General features: G+C 59.4%; 16 protein-coding genes. 12 read left to right on the plus strand and 4 right to left on the minus strand.

Going from position 1 to position 17,092, the window contains the following annotated elements; genetic code table 11:
• On the plus strand, positions 1–939 hold a 939-nt coding region (locus BN1800_RS21210), incomplete at its 5' end, for a nucleotidyltransferase and HEPN domain-containing protein (RefSeq protein WP_087000842.1).
• A 515-nt stretch (positions 940–1,454) separates the two neighbouring features.
• On the opposite strand, the gene BN1800_RS43465 is transcribed toward BN1800_RS21210, so the two are convergent.
• From BN1800_RS43465 to BN1800_RS21220, 3 genes are all read right to left on the minus strand, one after another.
• Positions 1,455–1,589 carry a hypothetical protein gene (locus tag BN1800_RS43465; protein WP_260308537.1) on the minus strand — a complete coding sequence of 45 codons (135 nt, stop codon included), beginning with the start codon at positions 1,587–1,589 and terminating at the stop codon, positions 1,455–1,457.
• Positions 1,590–2,799: 1,210 nt separating this feature from the next.
• Positions 2,800–3,060 carry a hypothetical protein gene (locus BN1800_RS21215; protein WP_179213841.1) on the minus strand — a complete coding sequence of 87 codons (261 nt, stop codon included), beginning with the start codon at positions 3,058–3,060 and terminating at the stop codon, positions 2,800–2,802.
• A gap of 359 nt (positions 3,061–3,419) precedes the next feature.
• Positions 3,420–3,899: an Lrp/AsnC family transcriptional regulator gene (locus BN1800_RS21220; protein ID WP_027513661.1), complete on the minus strand. Its 480-nt coding sequence runs from the start codon at positions 3,897–3,899 to the stop codon at positions 3,420–3,422.
• 101 nt (positions 3,900–4,000) lie between these two features.
• Between BN1800_RS21220 and ehuR the strand changes: the two genes are divergently transcribed.
• The 10 genes from ehuR (at position 4,001) to doeB (ending at position 13,574) form a co-directional block, all read left to right on the plus strand.
• The gene (gene ehuR / locus BN1800_RS21225; RefSeq protein WP_087000845.1) at positions 4,001–5,386 is read left to right on the plus strand and encodes a MocR-like ectoine utilization transcription factor EhuR; all 1,386 of its coding nucleotides are present in this window, start codon (positions 4,001–4,003) and stop codon (positions 5,384–5,386) included.
• A 121-nt stretch (positions 5,387–5,507) separates the two neighbouring features.
• The gene (ehuA, locus tag BN1800_RS21230; protein WP_087000847.1) at positions 5,508–6,293 is read left to right on the plus strand and encodes an ectoine/hydroxyectoine ABC transporter ATP-binding protein EhuA; all 786 of its coding nucleotides are present in this window, start codon (positions 5,508–5,510) and stop codon (positions 6,291–6,293) included.
• A 50-nt stretch (positions 6,294–6,343) separates the two neighbouring features.
• Positions 6,344–7,183: an ectoine/hydroxyectoine ABC transporter substrate-binding protein EhuB gene (ehuB, locus tag BN1800_RS21235; protein WP_027513658.1), complete on the plus strand. Its 840-nt coding sequence runs from the start codon at positions 6,344–6,346 to the stop codon at positions 7,181–7,183.
• 71 nt (positions 7,184–7,254) lie between these two features.
• Positions 7,255–7,914, plus strand: coding sequence for an ectoine/hydroxyectoine ABC transporter permease subunit EhuC (gene ehuC, locus BN1800_RS21240; RefSeq protein ID WP_087000849.1), 660 nt, complete (start codon positions 7,255–7,257; stop codon positions 7,912–7,914).
• Between the two features lie 4 nt (positions 7,915–7,918).
• Complete coding sequence (ehuD, locus tag BN1800_RS21245; protein ID WP_087000851.1) at positions 7,919–8,578, plus strand: ectoine/hydroxyectoine ABC transporter permease subunit EhuD; 660 nt, start codon at positions 7,919–7,921, stop codon at positions 8,576–8,578.
• Position 8,579: 1 nt separating this feature from the next.
• Positions 8,580–9,359: an ectoine utilization protein EutA gene (gene eutA / locus BN1800_RS21250; protein WP_087000853.1), complete on the plus strand. Its 780-nt coding sequence runs from the start codon at positions 8,580–8,582 to the stop codon at positions 9,357–9,359.
• Between the two features lie 4 nt (positions 9,360–9,363).
• Entirely contained in the window at positions 9,364–10,365 is a 1,002-nt protein-coding gene (eutB, locus tag BN1800_RS21255; protein ID WP_027513654.1) for a hydroxyectoine utilization dehydratase EutB, read from the plus strand.
• Positions 10,362–11,354 carry an ectoine utilization protein EutC gene (gene eutC / locus BN1800_RS21260; RefSeq protein WP_087000855.1) on the plus strand — a complete coding sequence of 331 codons (993 nt, stop codon included), beginning with the start codon at positions 10,362–10,364 and terminating at the stop codon, positions 11,352–11,354. Before eutB ends, eutC begins: the two co-directional genes overlap by 4 nt.
• A 32-nt stretch (positions 11,355–11,386) precedes the next feature.
• Complete coding sequence (doeA, locus tag BN1800_RS21265; protein WP_087000857.1) at positions 11,387–12,568, plus strand: ectoine hydrolase DoeA; 1,182 nt, start codon at positions 11,387–11,389, stop codon at positions 12,566–12,568.
• A gap of 4 nt (positions 12,569–12,572) precedes the next feature.
• On the plus strand, positions 12,573–13,574 hold the full coding sequence (gene doeB, locus BN1800_RS21270) for a N(2)-acetyl-L-2,4-diaminobutanoate deacetylase DoeB (RefSeq protein WP_087000859.1): 1,002 nt from the start codon (positions 12,573–12,575) through the stop codon (positions 13,572–13,574).
• 123 nt (positions 13,575–13,697) lie between these two features.
• On the opposite strand, the gene BN1800_RS21275 is transcribed toward doeB, so the two are convergent.
• The gene (locus BN1800_RS21275; protein WP_087000861.1) at positions 13,698–14,735 is read right to left on the minus strand and encodes a class I SAM-dependent methyltransferase; all 1,038 of its coding nucleotides are present in this window, start codon (positions 14,733–14,735) and stop codon (positions 13,698–13,700) included.
• A 266-nt stretch (positions 14,736–15,001) separates the two neighbouring features.
• On the opposite strand from BN1800_RS21275, the gene BN1800_RS21280 reads away from it, so the two are divergent.
• Entirely contained in the window at positions 15,002–17,008 is a 2,007-nt protein-coding gene (locus tag BN1800_RS21280; RefSeq protein ID WP_087000945.1) for a putative bifunctional diguanylate cyclase/phosphodiesterase, read from the plus strand.
• Positions 17,009–17,092: the final 84 nt, after the last annotated feature.

The following is a 17,092-nucleotide window of genomic DNA, read 5'->3' on the forward strand; positions in this document are numbered from 1 at the left end:
ATGCGATCGTCCCTGGAACATCTGCCGGAAGAAAAGCAGCGCGAGCTTGCCCGCGTTGTTTCGATCATCCATGAGGAGTTCGCCGATGCGCTGTCAGGGACGTCGGCCGCCTTCAAGAAGCGCGGCCGGATCTTAAAGATCATTTTGTTTGGTTCTTTCGCGCGCGGCAGTTGGGTCGACGAGCCGCACACGATGAAGGGCTACCGCTCGGACTACGACATCCTGGTGCTCGTCAATTCCAAGCAGCTTGCCGAACCGCAGTATTGGGAGAAAGCGACCGACCGGCTGCTTTGGGATAAGGACGTGAAGACGCCGGTCGGGCTGATCGTCCATGGCGCCAGGGAGGTGAACAACTTTCTGGCCGATGGCCAGTATTTCTTCGTCGACATCCTGCGCGAGGGCATTGTGCTCTATGAGCTCGATGACCGGCCGCTTGCCGAACCGAAAAAGCTCTCCGCCGTCGATGCGTACAGGGTGGCGAAGGAGCATTTCGGGAGGCGCTACCCCGAAGCCCAGTTAACGCTTCGGACCGCGCAATGGCAGGCCAGCCAAATTGGTGAATCGACTGAATGGGCGCGTCTGGCAGCGTTTAGCTTGCACCAAGCAAACGAACATGCTTTTGCGACCGCGCTCTTGACGCTGACCAACTACAGCCCACCATCGCACAACCTGAAATTCCTGCGGGGGCTGGCGGAAGACCAGGACCGCCGGTTGATCGACGCCTGGCCGCGTGACCAGCACCGCTATACCGCCTGGTACAACATTCTCAACGAAGCCTATGTAAAGGCGCGATACTCGAAACACTTCGAGATCACCGAAGAAGCGCTAGCCTGGCTGCTTGAGCGAACGGAGCATCTACATCAGATTGTTGCAGCCATCTGCAGGGAGCGCTTGGCCGAATTGGAGCGGCAAGCGGCGACGACTGAAGACCGCGCCTAAAATGCGGCATGCCCGCAACGGCATGGGCGGCCAAATCCCTCCTCCGCTACATCAGAACGGTTGTTCGGCCCGGAGGCCTAGATTATTCGACACGGGTAGCTAATAGCCGTTAATACCGCTGCCGCGAACTGGGCCTATCCCTTGCGGCTGTGCGTAGGTTGTGTTGTCCGAGCCGGTGGTTGTACACCCTGAAAGGGTCAAAAGCGCTATTGCTGCGGCGGCCAAAAGATATTTCAGAGGCATGGGATTATCCTATCATGGAAGACTGCCCAGGCCCCAGGGGCCAGAGGCCGGATACTCCCTTAAATCATCTGCAATGGCAAGCGGACGGAGGTAACCGAGGCAAGTGCCTCCACGGTATCGGGCGGCGGTGATCGTCAGTCGAGGCGGACAACCTTATTGCGGGAAGCATACATCAAGCATCGCATGTCGCAGGTGTTCGGTATTGCCCATTCCTAGAATCACACCTCGCCAAGCATCGATGGGCTGCACGCACGGCGGAACAGGGCGGTTCCTCAAAGCAGATACAAAAGCTCGACGATCGCCGCAACTGTGTCGAGGATTGGCAATGCCAAACCAGCCAGGGCCAAAGAGATGATAGGCCAATTTGATTGGGCTTGGGCGGGTTTGTTGTTCCTGTCAACATCCATAGTCGCGCCTCCATGTGAATTGATATAGGATACCCGCATTAAGATGGAAGCCACGCCACCGCCCTTTCATCTTGTGGTCCCTACCGAGCCGCCTTCTCCTTAGCCGGGAAGGCAAGGGGCACACTCCTGCGGCACTGGGATCATGCAATTTTCATCGACTGAAGGACGATGAAATCGCGTGCCAATAAGCGCGCACGAGAAGGAAAAGTTCTCGGTGAAAAAAGGAAAACAGCCCCGCCCCATAGGGTGGAGGGCGAGGCTGAACTGGGAGGAGTAAATCACCGCCGCGGCGGCTCACCAGAAACTAGGGCAAGCTCTCAGTTTCCCAGGCGGTCAAATCGTCGCAGGCCGCGATAGTTCAATGGCTGATACTCCCGTCAATACCAGCGAGTGATCGTTAGATGCGGGACTGGAAGAATTATTTCACGGCGCCATTTACTGAATTCTAAGGAACATGGCTCGGTGAGGTCCGCGCTTTATCAGCCCGATGGACGTCGACATCGAAGGCAACGGCGATTTCCACGCGCTGACACAGTCAAGGACCTCGCCGGTCATGCGCCCAAGCAGCAAGTTATCCGAGTGCCGAAGCTAGTTTGCGTGTCCAGCCAGACCAAGCCTGGTGATGACGCGCTGGGAAAAGAAGCCCCGCAAGGGGACGGGGCTCAAGAAATGATGAGCAGCGCCCTAGAGCGGGCGACGTCGGAAAATACGCTTCATAGCTCGCATCTTCAAGATGCACGAACTAAGGTTCCAGGCCGCGCCCATGGCCAAGTCTCATCGTTCGAAGCCACTCTAGGCGACTGACGGACGATTGATCATCGTGTGAGAGAGGCTGGTGAGGCGAGCCGTCTGCTTGATGCTGAGAAGGTGCCAAGGCTGTCAGCCGTAGGGCGAGCGCCCCGCTGAAAGGGCTGCCTCGATATCTTTTCGCCGGCAGCCCACTTCGGGATCGGGCGGCTGAGCGAAGCGGACGTAGGCGAGGGCGGCTTGTCGACAATCGATTTGTTCATAGCCCACCACGGGCTTGTCACCGATGTTGCCGGCGGCACAAATGCCGAGAGCCTTTTGGTGAGCCGCAAACTCAGTTGTTTTAGAATGGTAACGGTGGTCAAGAGCAGAACGGCCACGTGATCTCGTGGCAGCGGCGTGACGTCAATCTGCCGCCCGACCCCATTCTCAAGTTAATGGCGGTCGCGTCCTGGCGCAGCGTCTACATCATCTGGTCGTTTACGCAAGGCGATCGATCAATCGCCCTTTTCTCTCGTCGCCCCCGCCAACAGCTTAGCTGTTCTGGTTCACGCACGCCTTGCCGATACAATTCGATGATGATCGATGCCAGGTGATCGACTACTGATCTGCCGTTGGCCAGTTGAAATTCAGCGCACAGTTCGTCCAGAACCATGTCGCAGATCGCGAGGTCTTCAGACGTAAGCGGGACGTCGCGGAGGCGGGGCTGGTGCGTGTCGGTCATGGTTGTGGCTCCCCCGATTTGCTCTTAGCGTTTTGCGACGATCTTTCCAGATTTCCTTCCAATCAGGCGCCGCAACCGAGAAGGCTGCGGCAATCCCGAAGTAGCTATCATAGACGCGTTTAGCCGGCGGCGCTGGACGACCACTCAACTAGATACTCAGTTCCGAATTCAGCAGTCGGTATCCGCCGCGTTGCCGGATCGAAGCTATCCGGCCAAGGAATATTGAGTTTTTCCGCCAATGCCCAGCAGCGATGCAACGCCTTTGGCAAGCAGAAGCGAAAAGTCCGGCCTGGCAAGCAGCGGCATAATCCAACGGCTCGACCAGACTTGCACGACTCCGGTAGTGGGATCCAGATTGCTCACGGTGAACCAATCAAAGATGCGATGGGAAGGACCGTTTCGTCCTTGACCGTCTTCGTAACGATATAAGTGAAGTAGCGTTCGATGCCGAGTTCGCGGTCGAGCAGGTCGTCGATCAGCCGCTGATAGGCATCGATGTCGGGTGCTGCGATTTTCAGAAAATAGTCGATCCCACCGCCGACCGACCAGCAGCCGACGATTTCGGGAATGGTCGCGATCACCCGTTCGAAGCGCTCGAAGTCGCTCTGGCGATGATTGGCAAGCGTCAGCTCCACCATAACGCTGGCGACCGGTGCGATCCGGCGGAGCGCGATGCGGGCATGGTAGCCGGTGACGATACCCGCTTTTTCCAGTTTTCTCAGCCGCATCCAGCAAGGGGTCGGCGAAAGCCCGGCCTTTTCGGCAAGCGCCAGCTTGGTGATGCGCCCGTCACGCTGAATGGCGTCGAGGATACGCAGGTCGATGGCGTCGAGTTTCATGGCATTTCCGGGTGGGCGAAATCATTCCAAAGATGAGGAAAAGACAATGGGAGCACATTTTGCCATTGTCAATTGAACTGATTTTCACCAGTGTCTAAATCATGACAAATTGGCGCCCTGATCCCTCTCAGCTTCGCCGGCCGGCCTATCTTTCGCTTGCCGAACAGATTGCCCGTGCAATTACCGACGGGAAGCTTTCCGACGGTGTCCGGCTGCCGCCGCATCGTAAAATGGCCGATGACCTGCAGCTTTCCGTGCAGACAGTGAGCCGGGCCTATGACGAACTGATCCGGCGCGGCCTGATATCCGGCGAGATCGGCCGTGGCAGTTTCGTGCAGACCCAGCCGCGCGAGCCGGAACCCCCTTACCTGCCGGAGCGGCTTGGTGAGGTGATCGACCTTTCGATCTTAAAGCCCGTTTGCGAGCAGTTGCATCTTGAAAAAATGCGCCAGGCGTTTGGCTGGCTTTCGGAGAATCTTCCATCAAGTTCGGCCCTGTCTTTCAGGCCGAACATGGTCTTCCCGCGTCACCGCGCCATTGCGGCGGACTGGCTGTCCCGCTGTGGCCTGGACGTCTCTCCGTTGAATATCTGCCTTACGAATGGCGCAACGTCCGGCATGACCGTCGCGCTGATGAGCGTTGCGCCGCCTGGCTCCACCGTTGCGACCGAAGCGATCAGCCATCATACGCTCGTGCCGCTTTCCACCTATCTCGGCCTTCATCTCGAAGGTCTGGCGATCGACGAGGAGGGCATGATCCCCGAAGCGCTCGACGAGGCTTGCCGCAAGGGTCCGATCCGCGCGGTCTTTCTGCAGCCGTCCGTCATCAATCCGATGGCCGCGCTGATGAGCGCCAAGCGCCGGCAGCAGCTCGCCGATATCGCGGCGCGCCACGACATCGCCATCATCGAAAACGACATCCTCGGGCCGCTGGTGGAAGATCGCGCGCCGCCGATTGCTGCTTTTGCGCCGGAGCGCACGCTCTACGTCACGAGCTTCACGAAGATCACTGTGCCGGGCCTACGCATCGGCTATCTCGCAGCCCCCGACCGCTATGTCGCCGCTGTTGCCAACCGCCATCTCGTTTCGAGCTGGATGGCGACACCGGCGATTGCCGAAATCGCCACCCGATGGGTAAGCGACGGCACGGCTCTTGAACTTGTCAAATGGCAGCGCGAGGCGCTGAAGGGCCGGCATGCCATCGCTGCGGAGGCCCTGGCGGGGCTTGCCTATCGCGCCCATCCGCAGAGCCTTCACGTCTGGCTGCCGCTTTCGGGCGCCCACCTGGAAGATTCCTTCGTATCGCAGGCCCGCCTGCGCGGCGTTGCGATTGCTCCCGGCACCTCTTTCAGAACAGCGGACCAAGGGTGGACGCCCGCTGTGCGCATTTCACTCGGCTCGACCACGGAAAACGAATTGCGCACCGGCCTTGGGGTTGTCGCATCTCTGGCGCAAGGAAATCCCGAGGCGCTGCTGCTTGCGATTTGACGCTGCTGCCCACGGAATGTGCAGTGCCAGAATAATTGTCATGATATTATTTTGCGAATTGACATGATTTCGATCGGCCGTCATCGTTAGCGCATTGCCTGTCTCAATAGGGGAGACATGAATGACGGCGCCCATCATCCGCATCGACAACATCGTCAAGAAATACGGTCCGCTGACCGTGCTCGATGGTCTGTCGATGAATGTCATGCCGGGCGAGAAGCTGGCGCTGATCGGGCCGTCAGGATCGGGAAAAACGACGATCCTGCGCATCCTGATGACGCTTGAATCGATCAACGGCGGCCATATCGAGGTCGACGGCGAGCAGCTCTACCACATGCCCCGAGGCAAGGAGCTGGTCCCGGCAGACGAGCGCCATCTGCATCGCATGCGCGAGAAGATCGGCATGGTCTTCCAGCACTTCAATCTGTTTCCACACAAATGTGTTCTCGACAACGTGACGCTTGCGCCGATGCTGACGAAAGGCCTCAAGCGGGCCGATGCGGAAAAGCGCGCGATGGCGCTCCTGGATATGGTCGGCATGGCCGACAAGGCCAAGAGCGTTCCCGCCCAACTGTCTGGCGGTCAGAAGCAGCGCGTCGCAATCGCAAGAGCCCTCGCGCTGTCGCCGAAGATCATGCTCTTCGACGAGGTGACATCGGCGCTTGATCCGGAACTCGTCGAGGAGGTCTTGAGCGTCATGAAGCACCTCGCGTCGGAAACCGACATGACGATGCTTCTCGTCACGCACGAAATGGGCTTCGCTCACGATTTTGCTGATCGCGTGCTGTTTTTCGACCGCGGCAAGATCGTCGAGGAAGGCAAACCCAACGACATTTTCCGCAATCCGACGCAGGAGCGGACGCAAACCTTCCTGCGCAAGATCATCGCGGCGGGACATCGCATCTGACCGCTGTGTATCCTCAAGTAACAATCCAAGGAAAACCAGGAGCAGGGAACATGAAAAAGACGATTCTTCTAAGTGCAGCCGCATTTTCCGCACTTCTTTCGGTGGCGATTGCGCCAGCGCAGGCGGTCGATCTCGATCAGCTGAAAGAGCAGGGCTTTGCCCGCATCGCCATCGCAAACGAGCCGCCGTTCACGTCGGTCGGCGCGGACGGAAAGGTATCGGGCGCCGCTCCCGACGTTGCACGGGTGATTTTCGAGCGCCTCGGCGTCAAGGAAGTGGTTGCCTCGATCTCCGAATACGGTGCGATGATCCCGGGCCTGCAGGCGGGCCGCCACGATGCGATCACCGCCGGTCTCTTCATGAAGCCCGAGCGTTGCGCTGCCGTCGCCTACTCGGAGCCGATGCTCTGCGACGCTGAGGCCTTCGCCGTCAAGAAGGGCAATCCCTTGAAGCTCAAGAGCTTTAAGGACATCGCCGACAATTCGGATGCGAAGATCGGTGCTCCCGGCGGCGGCACGGAAGAAAAGCTCGCGCTTGAGGCCGGCGTGCCGCGTGACCGGGTCATCGTCGTTCCGGACGGCCAGAGCGGCATCAAGATGCTGCAGGATGGCCGCATCGATGCCTATTCCCTGCCGGTTCTGTCGATCCACGACCTGATGGCCAAGGCGAATGATGCAAACCTCGAGACAGTCGCACCGGTCGTTGGCGCTCCCGTCTATTGCGATGGCGCCGCCTTCCGCAAGCAGGATGTTGCACTTCGTGACGCCTATGACGTTGAGCTCAAGAAGTTGAAGGAATCCGGCGAGTTCGCGAAGATCATCGAGCCTTACGGTTTCTCGGCGGCAGCCGCGATGTCGACCAGCCGCGACAAGCTCTGCGCGGCAAAATAAGCCAGCGGACTTCCGGCTCCGCCCTGAAATGCGGAGCCGGCTCCTCAATCCTCTGAAAGGGACCCGTCCAGATGTCGGTATGGTCCGGCTACCTCACATTGATCCTTGAAGGCGCGCTTGTAACCATCAAGCTCACGCTCATGGGATCGGCACTGGCGCTCGTCATGGCATTCGCCGCGGGGCTCGCGCGGCTTTCGCGCATGTTCGCCATCCGGGCGCTTGCGACGGCCTATATCGAATTCTTTCGCGGCACCTCGATTTTCGTCCAGCTGTTTTGGGTCTATTTCGTGCTGCCCTTTGCCGGGCTCACCCTGACGCCGCTCCAGGCGGGCGTTCTTGCGCTCGGGCTGAATGTCGGCGCCTACGCGGCCGAAGTCGTTCGCGGCGCTGTCAAGGCGATCGGGCGCGAACAGAGCGAAGCCTGCGTCGCGCTCAACCTGTCGCGCTACCAGCGCATGCGCTACATCATCCTGCCGCAGGCACTCCCTTTGATGCTGCCGACCTTCTGCAACAATGCGATCGAGCTGCTGAAGGGCACCGCCGTCGTCTCGCTGATTTCGCTGACGGATCTGACCTTCCAGGCACAGGTCGTGCGGGCGCAGACGGGCAATACGCTGATACCGTTTGCGACCATTCTCGTTCTCTACTTCCTGATGGCCTGGGCAATTTCGACTGCGATGCGCTGGCTTGAGCGGCGCATGACCCGCGGTCTCGACGGAATGAGGGTCTAGGGCGATGGAGTGGGATTGGGATTTCGTCTGGCAGATTATGCCGACGCTCATCGAAGGCTTCAAGATCACCATCCTTGCGACGGTGCTCGGCGCGGCAGTGGCGGCGGTCTTGGGCCTTGCTATCGCGCTGGTGCGCCGTTCGCCAATCAACGCTGTATCGCGCGGCGTGGGCTTCATTTCCGAGTTCATCCGTGGCACGCCGCTGCTCGTGCAGCTCTATTTCATATTCTACGTGCTGCCGGATATCGGCATCAGGCTTTCGCCGCTTGTCGCCGGCGTCATCGGCCTCGGCCTGCATTATGCAACCTACACCGCCGAGGTCTATCGCGCCGGCATCGAGAACGTGCCGCGTGGCCAGTGGGAAGCGGCAAAGGCGACGAATCTGACGACGCGCCAAGCATGGATCCATATCATCCTGCCGCAGGCGATCCCGCCGATGATCCCTGCGCTCGCCAACTACTTCATCGCGATGTTCAAGGAGACGCCGCTGCTCTCCGCCATCACCGTGCTAGAACTGATGAACCAGGCAAAGAGCATCGCCAACAGCAACTACCGCTATATCGAGCCGATGACGCTGGTCGGTATCTTCTTCCTGGCGATCAGCCTGATCTCGGTGATCGGACTGCGCTGGTTGGAAGAGCGTTATGCTCGGACGGAAGATTAAGATGACGGCAACGATCAATATCATGACGGCAAGCCGCCGTCCGCGGCTGGACGAGCGGCCCTTGGAAAAGCGCGTGGGCCTGGTGATCCTTGCAACCGATCATACGACGGAAGTCGACTTCCATCGGATGGTCGCCAGCGATCGCATCGGCGTTTACGTGAGCCGCATCCACTACGCTAATCCGACGACGCCGGAAAATCTTCTGAAGATGCAGCCGTCGTTGACGACGGGAGCAGGGCTCATCCTGCCGGGCGAACCGCTCGATGCGATCATGTATTCATGCACGTCGGCGTCGGTCGTCATCGGTGACGACAAGGTCGAGGCGGCGATCGCCGCGGCAAAGCCCGGCATGCCGGTCGTTACGCCGACGGCTGCTGCGCTGAAGGCGCTGCGCGCCTTCAGCGCGAAAAGTATATCGATCCTGACGCCCTACACCGTCGAAACGAGCCGGCCGATGGCGAATTATTTCGCCGCGCTCGGTTTCGAAATAGATCGCTTCACCTGCCTCGGTTTCACGGACGACCGGGAGATGGCACGGATCGCGCCGGAGGAGATTGAGGCGCTTGCGCTCGATGCCACTGCGCCGGGCTCAGATGCGCTCTTCATCTCCTGCACGGCGCTGCGTGCCGCCCAGGTCGCGGGCAGGATCGAACGGAAGATCGGAAAGCCGGTGGTCACCAGCAATCTCGCGACAGCCTGGGCCTGCCTGAGGCATTGCGGCGACGACAGGCCGCGGCCGGAGATCGCCCGGCTCATGACGATACCCTATCCGGGAGATTGATGTCATGACCAGATCCTTGCCAGTCAGTCTTCGGGACATCATCCTCGCGTCCGAGCGCATTTCGGGCCGGGTTCGGCAAACGCCAATCGTGAGATCGGATGCGCTCAGCGAACGTGTTGGCGCAGCCGTCTACCTGAAGCTCGAGCACCAGCAGATTACCGGCAGTTTCAAGTTGCGTGGCGCAACCAATGCCGTGCTTTCGCTGTCGGCTGCGCAGAAGGCGCGCGGCGTCGTGGCGGCCTCGACCGGTAATCACGGGCGCGCGCTTGCTTATGCGGCGAAGGCTGAGGGCTCCAGCGCGACGATCTGCATGTCCCGGCTGGTTCCTGAAAACAAGGTAGCGGAGATCCGCCGGCTCGGCGCAAATGTCCGGATCATCGGACGCTCGCAGGATGACGCCCAGGTGGAGGTCGACCGTCTTGTGCAAGACGATGGGATGATCGCGGTGCCGCCCTTCGATGATGCCAGGGTAATCGCGGGCCAAGGCTCGCTCGGGCTGGAGATCTTTAAGGATTGCCCGGAGGCCGCGACAGTTCTCGTGCCGCTCTCCGGCGGTGGCCTTGCGGCAGGTGTCGCTGCGGCGCTGAAGGCGATCAATCCGGGAATTCGCCTGATCGGCCTGACTATGGAGCGGGGTGCCGCCATGAAGGCAAGTCTCGACGCAGGTCATCCGGTTGCGGTCGAGGAAGAGGAAAGCCTCGCCGATTCCCTGGGTGGCGGGATCGGTCTCGATAACCGGCTTACTTTTTCGATGTGCCGCGACCTACTTGATGACGTCGTCCTTCTGAGCGAGCCGGAGATCGCCGCGGGCATGCATCACGCCTATTGCATGGAACGCGAGGTGGTTGAGGGAGCGGGTGCTGTCGGCATCGCGGCGCTGCTTGCGGGCAAGATCGATGTCACCGGACCGGTGGTTGCGATCCTGTCCGGCCGGAATGTCGACATGGAACAGCATCGAAGTGTGATCAACGGCGCAACGGCATCTACCGGAAAGGACACGGCATGAGCTCCATGATCATTCTGACGGAAGCAGACCTCCGGAAGATCGTCAGCCTTGATCTCGATGCGGTCGGCTGCGTCGAGGACGCCTTCAAAGCGCTGGCGACGAAATCAGTCGCCATGCCGCCGATCCTCAGGCTCGACGTTCCGGAACATCGTGGTGAAGTCGATGTGAAGACGGCCTATGTCCCAGGTATCGAAAGCTTCGCCATCAAGATCAGTCCTGGCTTTTTCGACAATCCCAAGATCGGACTTCCGAGCACCAACGGAATGATGGTGCTGCTCTCCAGCAGGACCGGCCTTGTTCAAGCGCTGCTCCTCGATAACGGCTATCTGACCGACGTCAGAACGGCAGCTGCGGGGGCCGTCGCAGCAAAGCATCTGTCCCGCGAGGACTCAAAGGTTGCCGCGGTCTTCGGGGCCGGCATGCAGGCGAAATTGCAGCTTGAGGCGCTGATGCTCGTCCGTCCGATCACGTCCGCCCGGATCTGGGCGCGGGATGGTTCCAAGGCAGAGGCTACGGCTGCCGAATTATCTGCAAAGCTTGGAATAGATGTCCTTGCGAAAGCCGACCCGCGAGAGGCGATGAGGGGAGCGGATGTCATCGTGACGACGACGCCTGCCGAGACGCCGATCGTGAGCGCTGGCTGGCTGGAGCCTGGCCAGCATCTGACGGCCATGGGTTCCGATGCCGAGCACAAGAACGAAATCGATCCTGTCGCGATCACGCAGGCCGATCTCTATGTCGCCGACAGCCTAAAGCAGACACGCCGGCTGGGCGAACTCCACCATGCGATCGCCGCCGGCACGATCGCCGCCACCACTGAATTTCCGGAGCTCGGACAGATTGCCGCCGGTCAACGTCAAGGCCGTTCGGACGCTAAACAGATCACCATCGCGGACCTGACGGGCACCGGCATTCAGGACACCGCCATCGCCACGCTTGCCTTTGGGCGGGCCAAGGCCGCCAACGCTGGAACGACATTTGAAAGCTGACCGGTGCGGCACCGGTCAAGGAGGGAAGGAATATGACAAAGCCCAATCTCAAATTTTCGCGCGAAGAATACAGCGCGCGCCTCGACAAGACCCGAAAGGCGATGGAAGCCAAGGGCATCGAGCTCTTGATCGTCAGCGATCCGTCCAACATGGCCTGGCTGACCGGCTATGACGGCTGGTCCTTCTATGTGCATCAGGCCGTGATCGTACCGCCGTCCGGCGAACCGATCTGGTTCGGCCGCGGGCAGGACGCCAACGGTGCGAAGCTGACCGCCTATCTGAAGCACGAAAACATCATCGGCTATCCGGACCATTACGTGCAGTCCACCGAGCGGCATCCGATGGACTACCTCTCCGGTATCCTGACCGACCGCGGCCTCGGCAAGCTTTCGATCGGCGTCGAGATGGACAATTACTGGTTCTCGGCCGCCGCCTTTGCTTCACTGCAAAAGCACCTGCCGAACGCCCGTTTCGTCGATGCGACGGCGCTGGTCAACTGGCAGCGTGCCGTCAAGAGCGAGACGGAGATCAAATATATGCGCAATGCCGCCCGCATCGTCGAAGCCATGCATCAGCGCATTTTCGACAAGATCGAGGTCGGCATGCGCAAATGCGATCTCGTTGCGGAAATTTATGATGCCGGGACAAGAGGTGTCGACGGGATCGGCGGGGATTATCCGGCGATCGTGCCTCTGCTGCCGTCGGGCGTGGAGGCCTCCGCGCCGCATCTCACCTGGGACGACCGGCCGATGAAGCGGGGCGAGGGCACCTTCTTCGAGATCGCCGGCTGCTACAATCGCTACCATCTTCCGCTGTCGCGAACCGTTTTCCTCGGCACGCCGACGCAGGCTTTTCTCGATGCGGAAAAAGCAACGCTCGAAGGCATGGAAGCCGGCCTTGCCGTCGCAAAGCCTGGCAATACCTGCGAGGACATCGCCAACGCCTTCTTTGCGGTGCTGAAGAAGTACGGGATCGTTAAGGACAACCGCACCGGTTATCCGATCGGGCTCTCCTATCCGCCGGATTGGGGCGAGCGGACCATGAGCTTGCGTCCTGGCGACAAGACGGAACTGAAGCCCGGAATGACATTCCATTTCATGACCGGGCTCTGGCTTGAAGACATGGGCTTCGAGACGACCGAAAGTATCCTGATCACGGAGACTGGCGTCGAGTGCCTCGCTAATGTGCCGCGCAAGCTGATGGTCAAGGACTGACAGGATGACGAGCAACACAATCCTGCGCCCATCGCCGATCAGCGCCACGGTCGATTTCGCTGCCGACGGCGTCCAGCACGGCTTTCTGCGGCTGCCGTACAGCCGCGACGATTCCGCATGGGGGTCGGTCATGATCCCGATCAGCGTCATACGGAACGGCTTCGGCCCGACTGCATTGTTGACCGGTGGCAATCACGGCGACGAATATGAAGGGCCGATCGCGCTCTTCGATCTTGCCCGGACGCTTCAGGCAGAACACGTCAAAGGCCGCGTCATCATCGTGCCCGCCATGAACTACCCGGCGTTCCTGTCGGGGGCCAGAACCTCGCCAATCGACAAGGGTAATATGAACCGCAGCTTTCCGGGCAGACCGGACGGCACGGTTACGCAGAAGATCGCGGATTATTTCCAGCGGACGCTCCTGCCGCTTGCCGATATCGTGCTCGACTTCCATTCTGGCGGCAGGACGCTCGATTTTCTGCCGTTTTGCGCCGCCCATATCCTGCCCGACAAGGATCAGGAGGCAAAGGGCTTTGAGTTCGTCGAGGCGTTCGGCGCGCCCTACTCGATGAAGATGCTGGAGATCGACACTGTCGGAATGTACGACACGGCCGCCGAGGAGATGGGCAAGATATTCATCACCACGGAACTCGGCGGCGGCGGAACGGCGACAGCGAAAAGCGCGACGATTGCCAAACGCGGCGTGATGAACGTCCTCAAGCATGCCGGCATCGTCGATGGTATCGTTGAGCCACAAGCGACCCGATGGCTCGATATGCCGGACGGCGACTGCTTCCTGTTCAGCGAAGATGCCGGGCTCGCAGAATTTGTAGCCGACCTGGGCGAGACCGTAAATAAAGGGGAGGTTGTCGCGCGGATCCATCCGGTCGGGAGAACCGGCGGCGTTCCGGTCGAGCTTCGGTCAAAGATGACGGGCATCCTCACCGCGCGGCACTTTCCGGGCCTAATAAAGCCCGGCGATTGCGCCGCCGTCCTGGCGATTTGACCTATGGAGGCAATTATCGCGCCGCGCCCAGGCGCGGCGTCGCTGCCATGTCCGGCTTCCGACCAGTCATTGCCCTTCCGGCAGAGGCCGGAAAGGCGGTTTATACGGTTCAGCCGGCCTGCATCAGGTCTGCAGGATCGCGTAGACGACGTTCCTGTTCTCGCCGAACTCCACCTTTGCCTCAAACCGATCCTGATTTGGCAAGTCTCTGATGATCGACCACATTTCCGATTCAGAGCGCCATAGAAGCTCCCAGTTCATGAACGTTTCCATATATCCCTCGACGCTGATGTCGCGCGCGAAGTTGGCGAAGAGAAATTGGCCGCCGGGCTTCAGCATCTGCAGGCAACGTTCAGTAAGTTTCACGGCCACATTGTGCGCAAGATAGTCGTAAAGACCGGCGGCGTAGATAAAGTCAAATCGACCCAGTTGCTGGGCACGGGACAAAAGCGTGCGCACGGAGCCGTTGACGGCCTCGACGGCGCTTCCGGCAAAGTCACGCGCCACCAATCCGACACTGAGCGGGTCCTGGTCGAGCGCCACCCAGCGGCTGATCGCGCCGTCTTGCAATGCACGCGAGCGGTCCGCTTCCCTCAGATGCCCGGCGGCTATCGTCAGAATTTCGCTGTCGCCTGGCCGCTCGGATGCGATGGCGTCCACTTTTGTGGTCAGCAGATCCCGTCTTTCGCGGACAGCGACAGATGATGACGCTTGCTTCGTATATGCATAGAGATCCCGCCCCAGGACGGATGACTGCTCGATCGCGGGGCGCATGCTCGGGTGCTCGTAAATGAAGTCCAAGAGCTGAGCGTCACCCGAGTAGCCGCGGGGTTTTTCGAATGACCAGCGGGTCAGGGGGTCTTCAAGAAGATAGGCGGCGACGGCATGTTCGCGCGCAATCGGAGCGAGGCGCTGCCAGACGGAGGAAGGCAGCTTCTGTCTCAGGACGCTCAGCCGCGCTGTAAGACCGCGGACGATATCTGCCGCCGGCAGGCGGTTCTGGAATTGCTGCTCGCTCAGGGCAAGCAAAATGGCCAGTTCCGCCCGCCCTTCGATGAATTGCTGTTGTAGATACCCGCTGTCGGGTGACTCTGAATTGGCCGCGATGAGATCGGGGGTGATGAGGCTAAAGCCATCGAGGGCTGTCTGAAATTGGTTCACTTTTTGAGTTTCCGTTAATACTAAGCTTACTATAGAAAAAGAATCTCCTTCGCGCTAGAGTTTAATAAATAGCGGAGTTGCTGGGAATTTGTGACGTATTGTCACGCGGTATCCTTGTGGCGATATAAGGCTTAACTAAAACTTCATCGGCAATATCTATGGTCGCGATGACGTTGGCTGCACCATCTGCGATGACAGCAAATAGTTTCGACGTCGCTGAAGCGGACGGAACCCTTCAACTTTCGATGAGCTCGGGTGAACCGTGCATGAGGCACACGCTGGCAGAAGTCGAGACAACGCTCTTTGCGCCGCAAGAGGCTCATCAGGCCTGCGAGATGCGAGCGCTCTATCTCAAACATGGGGATCAACGTCGCAGAACATCAGCGCGCGCAGGCCTGTGGTTGGCCGTCACGGTCTATCTGATGTTCTTCGTGACCGACCTGCTGCTTATTCCCGACGTGGCGATCTTCACCATCATCGCGCGCGTGATCGTCGCGCTCGGCGTCTTGATGGTGCTTGAAGTTCAAGTTTGGCGAGGCGTGGGAACCAACGTCCTTGATTTGACGTGCGCGGCTGCCTTGGTCGTGGGGTATTCAGGATGGCTCGTTCCGACGATGACCACGGCATACGTTGAAAATCTCTCCTACTATATGGTGTTCGGCGCGATCTTCATGATGGGCGCAAACCTCTTTTTCAGCTTTCGCTTTGCGTTGTCGATTATCGCATCCGGCCTGATATTGGCGATCTTCCTGGTATCGCTTGCCGTCTTCAGTCCCGGCCCTTCCTATTATCTTTCTTTCGTGACGTTCTACGTGTCGTGTTTCACATTTACGTCCTATGTGAATTGGAAGCTCAACAAGGAGCGGTTCAATGTCTTCCTCAACGCACATGAGGCGGACCTCCAGCACCAGGAAGCTACAGAGCGGGGGAAAGCGCTTCATAGGCTGGCGAATACCGACCCATTGACCGGATTGGAAAATCGAAGGGCCGTTGACCAGCGCTTGCGTGACTGTTGGGAGGAATGGCAGACGCAGGGGCTCGAATTTGCGACATTTCTGATCGATGTCGATTTCTTCAAGAGATATAATGACTTCTACGGCCATCAGGAGGGTGACAGATGCCTCATCGCCGTGGCAACGGCTCTCGAGGACGCTGTGGCGGCTATCGGGGCGACAATCGGGCGTTACGGCGGCGAGGAATTTATCGTCATCTCGCGTCAAAAGGGCGATGAGGAGGCTGCGCATTTAGCTGAAAAACTCTGCCGAACGGTCGAGAATCTCAAAATCGCGCACGGGCAGCGCCGTGACGGAGTGCCGGTGGTGACAGTCAGCGTTGGCGCAGCGGTGACAAGACCAGGGGCGGGCTCGAAGCTTGAGAAAATTATTAACGAAGCAGATCGCGCTCTCTATTCGGCGAAAGCCAGCGGCCGGAATTGCGCGAAACTCTTCGATCCGAACGATCCTCAGAGCGGCGACGAGACGGAGCATATAGCTGCGCTTTTGAAGATTGCTGTGCCTCAGAAACTCGTTTCCCTCGTTTACCAGCCGATTCAAGACGTCAGCAGCGGCAGCGTTCATGCCGTTGAGGCTCTGATGCGACTTAGGATGCTTGACGGCACGTCAGTGCCGCCAAGCCTCTTCATTCCCGTGGCTGAGCGAACCGGTGCTGTCATGGAACTGGGCTATTGGGCTCTCCGTACCGTGTGCCGTGAACTGCTGACCGCAGATCATGTGGAACTTGTGAGCGTAAATGTGTCCCCGATCCAGTTGAGAGCGCCCGGCTTTGCGTCGTCCGTTGCCGCCGTCCTTTTCGAGACTGGGGTAACGGGCTCAAAACTCGCCTTCGAAATTACCGAGGGGCTTGAAATGGAAATGCATTCGGATCTTATCCGCTGCATCAGCGACCTGAAAGCGCTTGGCATCAAAATCTGGCTGGACGACTTTGGCACAGGCTTCGCGGGCCTATCCTGGCTTCGCCTGATCGACTTCGATACCGTGAAGATCGATCGGTCCTTTCTTCACGACAGTGATACCGCGCGCGGAAGATCCATGCTGCGCGATATCGTCCGGCTCATCCGCAATCGTGGGCATCGTATTCTTGTGGAAGGGGTCGAAACGGCTGAGCAGCTCGAGCTGATGCGAGAATTCCGAATTGACGATGTTCAGGGCTTCCATGTGGGGCGGCCCGCGCCGGCCTCGGAATTTACGCGCCAGCCCACGGACGTTGCGACCAGGTCCGACGGCGACTTGGCCTACAGCGCGAAAGCCTCATGATTTGCGATTCCGGCCTGCAGGTCTTCGGGACCGAGATCCCTCCAGGAGACGGCTGTAGCCCACCACATCGGCAGCCAGAATAGC

The sequence above is a fragment of the Rhizobium sullae genome (assembly GCF_900169785.1).
Classification (GTDB): Bacteria; Pseudomonadota; Alphaproteobacteria; order Rhizobiales; family Rhizobiaceae; genus Rhizobium; species Rhizobium sullae.